This is a genomic window from Vreelandella sp. L-25 (assembly GCF_056857535.1).
In genome coordinates, this window is the sequence record NZ_JBSXNH010000065.1 from 1 (window position 1) to 9,955 (window position 9,955).

The 9,955-nt window shown below is 53.5% G+C and carries 11 protein-coding genes; 7 read left to right on the plus strand and 4 right to left on the minus strand.

Translation table 11 applies throughout. From position 1 onward, the window contains the following. Window positions 1-164 precede the first annotated feature (164 nt). Window positions 165-266, minus strand: a complete 102-nt coding sequence (locus AC13CN_RS09390; protein WP_228219121.1) for a DUF3833 family protein — start codon at window positions 264-266, stop codon at window positions 165-167. Between the two features lie 180 nt (window positions 267-446). Here AC13CN_RS09390 and AC13CN_RS09395 point away from each other — a divergent pair, with 180 nt between their 5' ends. The 6 genes from AC13CN_RS09395 to yidD are packed head-to-tail and all read left to right on the plus strand — an operon-like array spanning window position 447 to window position 5,123. Further along, the gene (locus tag AC13CN_RS09395) at window positions 447-1,283 is read left to right on the plus strand and encodes an ATP-dependent zinc protease family protein (protein ID WP_044629108.1); all 837 of its coding nucleotides are present in this window, start codon (window positions 447-449) and stop codon (window positions 1,281-1,283) included. A 38-nt stretch (window positions 1,284-1,321) separates the two neighbouring features. Continuing rightward, complete coding sequence (locus AC13CN_RS09400; RefSeq protein ID WP_044629109.1) at window positions 1,322-2,845, plus strand: inactive transglutaminase family protein; 1,524 nt, start codon at window positions 1,322-1,324, stop codon at window positions 2,843-2,845. After that, a complete protein-coding gene (locus AC13CN_RS09405) occupies window positions 2,842-3,840 on the plus strand; it encodes an alpha-L-glutamate ligase-like protein (RefSeq protein WP_044629110.1) in 999 nt (332 codons plus the stop codon). Before AC13CN_RS09400 ends, AC13CN_RS09405 begins: the two co-directional genes overlap by 4 nt. Window positions 3,841-3,871: 31 nt before the next feature. Next, on the plus strand, window positions 3,872-4,321 hold the full coding sequence (locus AC13CN_RS09410) for a transcriptional repressor (protein ID WP_044629111.1): 450 nt from the start codon (window positions 3,872-3,874) through the stop codon (window positions 4,319-4,321). Then, window positions 4,321-4,794 (plus strand): phosphoribosyl-AMP cyclohydrolase, encoded by a 474-nt coding sequence (gene hisI, locus AC13CN_RS09415; RefSeq protein WP_054645021.1) that lies wholly within the window; start codon window positions 4,321-4,323, stop codon window positions 4,792-4,794. Before AC13CN_RS09410 ends, hisI begins: the two co-directional genes overlap by 1 nt. 53 nt (window positions 4,795-4,847) lie before the next feature. Next, entirely contained in the window at window positions 4,848-5,123 is a 276-nt protein-coding gene (gene yidD / locus AC13CN_RS09420) for a membrane protein insertion efficiency factor YidD (RefSeq protein ID WP_289109010.1), read from the plus strand. 3 nt (window positions 5,124-5,126) lie between these two features. Here the strand turns inward: yidD and AC13CN_RS09425 are convergent, their stop codons facing one another. Together AC13CN_RS09425 and AC13CN_RS09430 are read right to left on the minus strand one after the other, a co-directional pair. Further along, on the minus strand, window positions 5,127-5,543 hold the full coding sequence (locus AC13CN_RS09425) for a SufE family protein (RefSeq protein WP_044629113.1): 417 nt from the start codon (window positions 5,541-5,543) through the stop codon (window positions 5,127-5,129). Window positions 5,544-5,581: 38 nt separating this feature from the next. After that, entirely contained in the window at window positions 5,582-6,784 is a 1,203-nt protein-coding gene (locus tag AC13CN_RS09430; protein WP_228219120.1) for a tyrosine-type recombinase/integrase, read from the minus strand. Window positions 6,785-6,923: 139 nt separating this feature from the next. On the opposite strand from AC13CN_RS09430, the gene AC13CN_RS09435 reads away from it, so the two are divergent. Then, window positions 6,924-7,967 (plus strand): DNA-binding protein, encoded by a 1,044-nt coding sequence (locus AC13CN_RS09435; protein ID WP_054641212.1) that lies wholly within the window; start codon window positions 6,924-6,926, stop codon window positions 7,965-7,967. Between the two features lie 56 nt (window positions 7,968-8,023). Here AC13CN_RS09435 and AC13CN_RS09440 read toward each other — a convergent pair whose 3' ends face one another. Beyond that, the gene (locus AC13CN_RS09440) at window positions 8,024-9,715 is read right to left on the minus strand and encodes a BCCT family transporter (RefSeq protein WP_062363340.1); all 1,692 of its coding nucleotides are present in this window, start codon (window positions 9,713-9,715) and stop codon (window positions 8,024-8,026) included. Between the last annotated feature and the right edge of the window lie 240 nt (window positions 9,716-9,955).

Sequence of the window (9,955 nt, forward strand, 5' to 3'; positions counted from 1 at the left end):
GCCTACCTGCATAATGACTTACGGTTATTGGATCTGACCAGGGTCAGAACCGGCATCACTGTCCCCGAATTCGGGGTAAGTTAATGGCATGAGCCGTATACGTGGTCCGTATGTACGGTTCTGTGAGAGGGATGAGGCGGAGACGCCTCACCCTACTCGCTTTGCTAAGTATTGATCAGCCGACCATCCGGCTGCAGGTACATCCAGTCATCCATGGTGAAACTTAATAGACGCCCAGCTACATCAATATCGAGCGGGTAGCGCATATGGTTTGCCAGGTAATGGGCTTTATTTGCTCAAGCAACTGATCAGCAGAGTTCGCATAATATATATTATGTTAAATCAGCTAAACTAGACGAATGAAAAACCGCAGCCATGTTGGATGGACAAGCGGTCACCCTTCTCCTTATCATTCGTGCTCTTATTGTCCAAGGATATCCCTCGTTATGCGCTCAGGTGTTTTATGGCTAATGGCCGGTTTGTCGATGTCGTTTGCAGGCTGCGCAGTGACACAGCCAGAGTCAAATGAGCCACCGCCGTTAAGCGAGGCGTCTTTTAATACCCGCATCCTTGAGCTTGAGACATCACTGGCCCAGCAGTGCGACGCCTCTACCGCGTTCATTGAGCAGCAGCTCAGCCAGCAGCAGGTACTGACGGCAGATGTTCGTGAGGTGGGCAGCCTGCTGCGCCATTTACGTCAAGAAGTTGCCAGTTTGGAAGCGCGTAGCGAAGATCCCGTCATTATTCGCGAAGAGTGCCGTGTTGAAGAGCCCGAAGATAATAAAACACTGCTTGGCCGCAGCGAATGGGTGGGCCTGCCTAGCATTGGCACCTATTTAAAGGCGCGGGTCGATTCAGGAGCCAATACGTCATCCTTATCTGCTTCCGAAATCACTCGCTTTGAGCGTGATGGTGAAGACTGGGTGCGCTTTAAGCTGGCACTGAATGAAGATGACGTGGTTGTAGAGCAGATTCGCGACGAGTGGATTGAGGCGCCTATTGAACGCCGCGTTAAAATCATCCAAGCATCTGGCGAAGAGTCCCGCCCGGTAATTTCACTGTTGATGACTTTAGGGCCAATTCGTGAAAACGTCGAGTTCACTCTGAACGACCGCTCGCATCTGGATTATCCGGTACTGCTTGGGCGTCGTTTCATGATGGATATAGCAACGATCGACGTTGCTGAAACCTATCTGCATGACCGCCCCGAATTCCCGGGTGGCGAACCCTCTGAAGAAGCGGCTGATGATGAAGCGGCCGATCAAGACGATACTGAAGAGTAATCACACTCCCCTGCCGCTTTACGCTGAAAGGAATCGCCATGTCACGGTTGCCATTTTATTTTATCGTTGGATTGCTGCTGCTGGTTGGTATCGTCGCCAGCGTGCATCGCCATTTGCAGTTTGAGATTCCCTGGTTTCCAGGCGAGCAGCGTCAAGTATGGGAGATTGAAGCGGTTATTAACTTCAACGCTCAAAATGGCCCGGTACAGGTCGATCTAGCGCTGCCATCCCACCAGGCAGGATTCCGTGTATTGACCGAAAACACGGCATCTTCTGGCTATGGGCTGGCTTACCTGGCAGATGAGCTGGGTCGGCGGGCGCAGTGGACCATCCGTGAAGCGGTGGGCAGCCAGCAGCTCTATTACTCCGTTCAGATGCTGGTATCACCTGACTCTCGCGCTCCCATACAAACGCCGCCCGGCATCCCTGCTGTTACTCCCTGGGAAAGCCCCTACGATACGGCCGCTAGCCAGCTAATTGATCGTGCTTGGGATCGTAGCGCCAATAACGCTACGTTTGCCCGCGAGTTAATTCTCGATATTAATGGAGAGCGTCAGGGAGAAAATGCGCGCCTGCTGCTAACCCAAATGCAACCGTCAGCTCTGATTGTGCGCTTGCTGAATCAAGCAGGCGTGCAGGCCAGAGAAGTAAGCGGCTTACTGCTGGAAGATGGTCGTCGCCGTCAAACCCTCAGTAGTTGGATTCAGGTGTTTGACCAAACTGCTGAAGAGTGGACGCTGTTTAACCCAGCGACCGGCGAACAGGGTCAACCCGAGAACTTGCTATTATGGGAAACTGGCGGTCGTGCGGTGCTTGAGGTTCAAGGTGGCACGAATTCCCGTGTTTCCTTCTCAATGCTAACCCACTACCAGCCTGCTTCGGCGGCGGTGCGTAACCACTACTCCGACGACACGCTGCTAAACTTCTCGATTCACAGTCTGCCGCTGGAAGAGCAGGCGCTATTCCAGACGATCCTGCTGATCCCGATCGGTGCGCTAGTGGTTGTATTCCTGCGCGTACTTGTGGGTGTGAAAACGTCAGGGACCTTTATGCCTGTACTGATTGCTCTGGCGTTTATTCAAACCAGCCTACTGACCGGTTTGATTGGTTTCCTGCTCATCGTGGCGGTCGGCTTAATCATCCGTAATTATCTCTCGTACCTCAATTTGCTCTTAGTCGCGAGGGTCTCGGCGGTCATTATTACGGTTATTGCCATCATCTCGATCTTTACCGTACTGGCCTACCGCATGGGCTTGAGTGCCGGGTTAACGGTGACGTTCTTCCCGATGATCATCTTGGCGTGGACCATTGAGCGGATGTCGATCCTTTGGGAAGAAGAAGGTCCCAAACAGGTATTGGTACAGGGCGGTGGCAGCCTGCTAACAGCGGTGCTGGCATTCCTTGCAATGAATAACCCGTGGGTACGCCACATCACCTTCAACTTCCTGGGTGTGCAGCTCATCTTGATGGCCTTTATTCTGCTATTGGGTAATTACACGGGCTATCGCCTGCTGGAACTTCGTCGTTTCAAACCCATTACCGAAGATGAGAAGCCTTCATGAGCTGGCTAAAAAACTGGACGTGGCCGACCCGCCTTCGGGATAAAGGCATTGTGGGCATGAACCGGCGTAATATTCGTTATATTGGCCGGTACAATGCGCGCCGGTTATATCCTCTAGTGGATGACAAGCTCAAAACAAAGCTACTGGCTCAGCAGTATGGCATTACCACGCCCGAACTCATCGGTACGGTGACGACACAGTTTGGCGTTAAGCATATGAGGGACATGCTTGACGGCCATCAGGGTTTTGTTGTCAAGCCGGCCAAAGGGAGTGGTGGTAAGGGTATTCTTGTTATTGAAAAGGTAGAAAATGGCCTTTTCTACAAACCCAGTGGTACCAGCCTGACGATGGAAGACATTGAGCGACACGTCTCAAACCTTCTCTCGGGCCTTTATTCATTAGGCGGCTCGCCCGATGTAGCGGTCATTGAAACGCTGATTAACTTTGATGAAAGCCTACTTGAGTACACCTACGAGGGTGTTCCTGACATTCGCGTGATTGTCTTTAAAGGCTATCCGGTGATGGCCATGATGCGCCTCTCCACGGCGGCATCCGATGGCAAAGCTAACCTTCACCAAGGGGCTGTCGGGGTTGGCTTGAATATCGCCACTGGAGCAGCGCTACGGGGTGTGCAGTTTGACCGCCCTTGCTATAGCCACCCCGATACGGGGCATGACCTGGCAAGCCTTGTCGTGCCCCAGTGGGAAACTCTCCTTCACCTGGCGGCAGGCTGCTACGAGATGACCGGCCTTGGCTACCTGGGGACCGATATGGTGTTGGACCGTAAACACGGGCCAATGCTACTGGAGCTCAACGCCCGCCCCGGCTTGGCAATTCAAATGACCAACGGTGAGGGACTACGTCGCCGGCTGGACTTGATTGAGCGTCAGCCTGATAACGTGCCGGTGGCTAAGCGCGTAGCGTTCGCCCAGCACCATTTTGCGCGTAAAAGCGAGCTGGTCGATAACCCTGACACACCCTCGGCAACGGCGTAGACTACACGCGAGACGTTCAACGAGTTATCTAATGACTGAAGCGAATACGCTATTGCAGCAAGCAGAATCTCAGTGTCACACGCGCGGCGTTCGGTTTACCCCGATACGCCGCCGGGTACTTGAGCTTATCGCAGAAAACGGTGGCGGCCTCAAAGCATATGATCTGCTGGATCAGCTCTCCACTGAGCATGCTGCTGCCCGCCCGCCTACTGTCTATCGCGCGCTGGAATTTCTGATCGAACAGGGGCTGGTGCATCGCATTGAATCGCAAAATGCCTATGTGGCTTGCGCATGCCCAGAGCACGCCCATGGCTTCCAGCTACTCATCTGCCGCCAGTGCGGCTACGTCGAAGAGCTGCACCTTGATGAAATTAGCGATCAGCTTGCCGCCCTGGCCCAGCGCCAAGGCTTCAACGTTGAGCGCCAAACGATTGAGCTTCAGGGCTTATGTCAAGCATGCCGATCCGTGAGTAATGCCTAATGTCCCAATTTGATGAACTCGCCCCTCAACAGCTTTTTAAGGCGTTAGAGTCAGCGACCACAACAACCTCCCTGCCCAAGCTTGCAACGCTACTAGATGCCGTTCGCTTTAATGAAGACGGCCTGATTCCCGCCATTGCCCAGCAACATGATACGGGCGAAGTACTGATGATGGCGTGGATGAACAGAGAAGCCCTGGAAGAGACGCTGACAACGCAGCGAGTTTGCTACTTCTCACGCTCGCGCCAAAAGCTATGGCGCAAAGGTGAGACATCTGGCCAGCAACAGCGCCTTAAAAGCGCAGCGCTAGATTGCGATGGTGATACGCTGCTGGTTCAGGTGGAGCAAACTGGTCCCGCGTGCCATACCGGCCGTCGCAGCTGCTTTTATGTGTCGCTCGGTGCAGACAGCGCCAAGATTACCAGCGAGCCATTGATTGACCCGGCCACGCTATACGGCAAAAAAGCGCCGTGAAAAATTGGCTGTTCGCCATTAAACAGTTTTTTCTAAAGCTGCTAACAGCAGTGATGGTAGGCTGTATTCGCGTTTATCAATACACCATCAGCCCACTGCTTGGCCCTCGCTGCCGTTTCTGGCCAAGCTGCTCTTCCTATACCATCGAGGCCATCCAGGTGCACGGCCCTTTCAAAGGCGGCTGGATGGCCGCCAAACGCATCGTGAAATGCCACCCAGGTAGCCCAGGCGGCATGGACCCTGTGCCCGGTGGGCGCAGCGAAGCGCTCTGCCGTGAAGATGACGACCGCCCTACTGAGCGTTGCCGCTCAACCTCCTGCCGCCACTAACGTTTATCCTTGCTTAGCCACCTGATAGATACGCTCTAACATGGCGTGCAGGCCGTTACTGCGCGTGGGTGAAAGGTGCTTATCAAGCCCGAGATCTTTCAAGAAATGCGGCTCGGTCTGATTGATCTCTTCGGCTGTGCGCTCACTGTAGATACGCAGCAACACGGCAATTAGCCCTGATACGATGGCAGCATCCGATGTAGCCTTGAACACCAGTTTGTCGCCTGCCTGTTCATGGCACATCCACACGTTGGATTGGCAGCCTTGGATTTTATATTCTTCCGTGCGACGCTCCTCCGGAAAGTCAGGCAGCTGCTTTCCCATATCAATAATGTACTGATAACGGTCCATCCAGTTATCAAACATCTCAAACTCTTCGACCAGCTCCTGTTGGGCTAGCTCTGCGCCTGAAGTTGCCATGGCGTATCCTTTGCGTTGATGAATCACAGTCGCGGCTATTATAACGTTTCAGCCCCTGCTTTTGGGGGCGTTTTCAAGCGGTGGCGCTGCTGCTCTTGATGCCACTCATCGGCTTCGGTGTGCAAATAACGGCTGGTGGTATCTAGCTTGGCATGGCGAGCGCTTTCCGCTAAGTAACGCAGGCTAACGCCGGATTGGGCTTGATGAGTGATCGCCGTATGCCTCAGCCAGTGAGGCGTTGCTCGGCGAAGCGCATTCACATACGCAGGCTTACCGCCCTCCTCTTCTAGCACATCAGCGGCCTTGGCAAAGGTTTCCTTAATCAATCGGTAAAGCTGGTTATCGCTAATGCCTCGGCGTTTATCCAGCGCACGAATGATTGGCGCTGGCTCATGGTAGCTTGGCAGTGCCTTTAGCCCTAGCGCTGCCCGCCATGTTTTCAAACTCTCCAGCATGTCATCAGGCACCGGTATACGAGCCTGTTTACTACCCTTGCCTATCACACTCCACCACCAGCGCCCCTCCACCTCATGAAAATCATCCATTTGGGCGCTGGCCATCTCACTAATACGTGGAGCCAATAAATAGGCAAAGCTAAAGATGAAACGTCGACGCGCATCCTCGTAAATGAGGCGAGCATCATTACTACTCAAAGGCTGGTTTAACCACTGCCAAAACCAGGCCCACAGCGGTTGCTCCAGATAGCGCTCTACGGCCTGCGACTGATTATTCATCCGTCGCGCTTTATCGCGCATCAGAACAAAGGGGTTATGCCTAACCCACCCTGCTTCTGCCAGCCAGCTAAATAAGCCCTGAAGAATAATCAAGCTTTGCCGGCGACTAGCGGGCGACAGTCCATTTCTAAATGGCCGCCACTCAGGATGCTCTCTTGGCTTTGAAGGCCCCACCCACGCCGCCCGCGGCTGAGGGTCTTCTAGAAAAGCTTCAAACTGGCGCAGCGCCTCGCGGTTCATATCGCGTAAGCCTTTCCTTTGACTGGCCAGCCAAAGCAGCAGTCTCTCTGCTTCTCGGCGGTAGCTTTTTAGCGTTTGCGGGCTGTCACGGTACTCCGCCAGCCATAGCCGCACGGCTTGGTAGTCATTTTCCGCCTCGATTCGCGGGTACTGAGTAGACGCGAGGACAGATTGGCTTGTTGACCAGTGCTCCTCCTCTATCAGGCTTGGCATTTCAGCGCTCTCTTCTTCATTATTCAATGGGTTAAGTGTGGCGCTACGCCCCATAAAACTCAAGATAATGGGCGTAATCTTGAATTTATACACTATAAAATAAATAATATTACGTTTTATGTATTACGTAATTATTGTTTTTTTCAGACACAACCACGACAATAGCGCTCTCTAACTGCAAAGGATGACGACCATGGCACGCAGCGGAATTCAGTACAGTGACGTCCAGCACGCGATTGATAAGCTGCTTGCCCGCGGGGACACACCCAGCGTGCAGCGCATCCGAGAAGTGCTCGGCACCGGTAGTTTTACGACCATCAGTGAGCATTTCCGCTTATGGCGTACCGAGCGTGAGCAGAACCGGGATGTACCGCCCCCCAAAGGCGTGCCTGAAGTAGTCGTTAATGTCGCCAGCGAGCTATGGCGCGAGGCCCAAGACGTCGCTAACCAAGCGCTGGTTCACTACCGTGAAGATGCCAATCAGCAAGTAGAAAGTGCTCAACAGGCAGCAGCCGAAGCTCTACAGCAGGCGGCAAACGCCGAGCAGCGTGAAAGCGCACTGGCTGCTCACTTTCGCCAGACCGAAGAGCGCCTTGAAACGCTTAATCGAGAGCTGGCAGAGAGCCAAGCCAATGAGCGCCACTGGCAGCAACAAGCAGAAAATCTCCGCCAGGAAGCTGCCCAACACCGCCATCAGCTAGACCAAACCCAGCAAGCGCTAAAAGAAGCGCAAACGCATTACAGTGAAAAGCTCGAAGAGCAGCAGAAGAGTTGGGAGCAGCGCTTAGCCCAAGAAGAGCAGCGTAACGAGGCATCAGAAGGAAAGTTGATGGCGCTATTGGATACGTTACGACAAGAGCGCGCCCAGGAAGAGAGAGCGTTGCAGAAGCGCCTACAGCAGTGGGAGCAACGAGCAGATGCGCTGAGCCATGAGCTGAAGCAAAAAAATGACGCTCTTCAGGGTTATCAGCAAGAGTGTAGCTTGCTCAAGCAGCGCATCACCGAGCTTGAGCGCCAAAACGGTGAGCTGCATACCCATCGCAGCACGCTCGAAGAGTCGCTAGAGAAAGCGCACAAAGGACTGGAAACTCAGCAGCAGCAAACGCGAGACAGTGAGCACTGGCAAGAGCAGCTATGGCAGCGCATGGCTTCCTTGCAAGCGCAGCTGGCAGACCTGCCCAGCACGCTCGCCAGTAGCAGTGACGACACACCAGAGACAAAAAAGCCATCCCGATAACGGGATGGCCAATAGTGGTTAGGGCATTAAAAGATTAGGAGTAGCTGTCCAGTCGGTTAAGACTTACTGGGCTCACCGCCCTGCTCATCGGGTAACTCCCAAGTGCCCTTTTCGGTCCATGGATCGTTTTCCGGAAACTCTTCGATATTGATTTCTGGCTCATCGTAGTCGGGCTGGAAGCGCAAATCGTAGTGCGCCGCCCTAACCATAGAAACCATCAGCAACATGGAAATCAACAGCAGCGGCACACCGCTCACAATGCTAGCGGTCTGTAGTGTTTGCAGCCCTCCTAAGAACAGCAGAGACATTGGCAGCAGGGACAGCGTGAAGGCCCAAAACAGGCGGTGCCACCGCGCTGGCTCTTTATCGAGCTTCTTTTCTGCGGCAGAAGAGAGAATGTAGGCAATCGAATCAAAGGTAGTGGCAGTGAAAATAGACAGCAGAATCACCACTGCTAACGTCACCAGCCAAGAGAGCGGCAGTTGGCTCAGCACCGCATAAAAGGCCGCATTAGCTGACTGATCGTTCATCACCTGGATAACGTCCAGCGTGCCTGAAAGCTGTAGGTAAAGGCCATAGTTGCCCAGGATGATGAAAAACAGCGCGCAGCCCAGTGAGCCAAAGAAAATTGATCCGGCCACCATGGTTTTGATGCGGCGCCCTTTCGAAATGCGCGCAATAAACAGACCCACGGTTGGCGCAAATACCAACCACCAAGCCCAATAAAAAATCGTCCAGGATTGATGGAAACCGGTGTCTTCGAAGCCATTCAGATCACCGAAAGGCTCTGTCCACGTCGCCATTTGAACCAGGTTGCTGAGCATTAAGCCGATGGAGTTTAGGCCAGTATCCAAAATAAAGACGGTAGGCCCCATCACCAAGACAAACAGCAGCACGGCTAAACCAAGCCACATATTGATATCTGACAGCATCTCGATGCCGCCCTTCAAACCGCGCCATGCACTTACCGCAAAGATCGCCGTGGTGCCTACCAGTACCGCAATTTGGCTGGTGGCATTAGGGGTGAAGGAGAACAGACCACCCAGCCCTTCATTGATCAACGGTACCAGAATACCTAGCGACGTTGCGCCGCCACCCAGCATGCCAAAAATAAATAGAATATCAATAATGTTGCCCAGCCAGCTTCTAGCCAGTTTCTCTCCTAGCACGGGGCGAATGGCTTCACTGATGCGTAGCACTTTATGTTTACGCACGTGCAGGAAGTAAGCCATGGGCAGTGCGGGTACAAGGTAGATCGACCAAGCAATAGGGCCCCAGTGGAACATACCGTAAGTCGCTGCCCATGCGGTTGCCTCTTCAGAGAAAGGCTCAATATGAAAGGGAGGATTCTGCAGGTAGTACATCCACTCGACCATACCCCAGAACACAACCGCCCCGCCGATGCCTGCTGCGAACAACATCGCGCCCCAGGAGAGCAGCGAAAACTCCGGCTCGGCGTCTACATCGCCCAGTTTGATTTGCCCTATATCGCTAAACACGATGTAGAACATAAAGCCCAGCGAAGCGACCCCCATGGCGAGATAGAGCACGCCAAAGTTAGTGGTCACGAAGCTTTGCGCTGCCATCACCCAGACGCGGCCCATCTCTGGAAACAGTATGAGCGGAAGCGTCACTGCAAGTAGCAGGCCCAAAGACCCAAAAAAGATAGGTTTATGGATATTAGAAAACACAGATGAGCGTTTAATGGCCGTCTCTCCATGGCACTTTGTTGGGAATTCTCTCGCCATAACGGCTTAGAGAATAGCTTTACAATAGTGTTACATGGAATAAACGTTGACTGCCAGAAGCGGCTTCTATCGTCGATCGTTTTTGCATATAAAAGCGCAAATCGAGTAGGAGGGGGAGTCGCCTCCCCCGTCCTCTCACACCACCGGGCAAACGGATCCGTACCACGGCGGTTCCTGTCCCCCATTATCGGGCTGAGCTTCGTTCCGCTGAATTCGCTCGCCTGTGTGCTCTGAGCGCTT